At 61.8% G+C, this 419-nt stretch carries 1 protein-coding gene; it reads right to left on the bottom strand.

Annotation, left to right across the window (positions count from 1 at the left end; genetic code table 11):
• Positions 1-188 (bottom strand): hypothetical protein (locus tag EOA24_RS42715; protein WP_210213676.1); only part of this gene is annotated, 188 nt, incomplete at its 3' end.
• Positions 189-419 lie beyond the last annotated feature (231 nt).

Below are 419 nucleotides of genomic sequence, written 5' to 3'. Positions count from 1 at the left end.
ATCATGAAAAAGCCCTCGCCATCAGCCAGCGCCAGATCACAGCCGTTTGCAAGGGTGCCACGGCGGCCGGCTACATCGCAGACGTAACGATCAATGGAGTTACGATTAGGCTGATGCCGGCTGAGATGGCCTCGCCTACCAGTTCCGCCCCAAGCCGGGAAGATCCGACACTCGAAGAATGTAGTCAAGCTCTATATCGCCGCCATCACGGCCTCAATGCTTGCCGGCGCGATCTGGCGCTACCGGCAGCGCGACACGATCGGCAGGGCTGCCTGCCTGCTAATGGCCGGCATGGGCGCCTACATGCTGTTGCGCTAATGGTAAACCCGCTGCCGAGGGGACAGCAGCGGGCTTGGCTCTCAAGGCAATGGCCGGATGCGGGGTTGGGACACAAGGGCATCCGGCCAGCCCTTTCAACG

The organism is Mesorhizobium sp. M2A.F.Ca.ET.039.01.1.1 (genome assembly GCF_003998035.1).
Lineage (GTDB): Bacteria > Pseudomonadota > Alphaproteobacteria > Rhizobiales > Rhizobiaceae > Mesorhizobium.
This window is presented reverse-complemented; position numbering and strand designations above follow the sequence as displayed.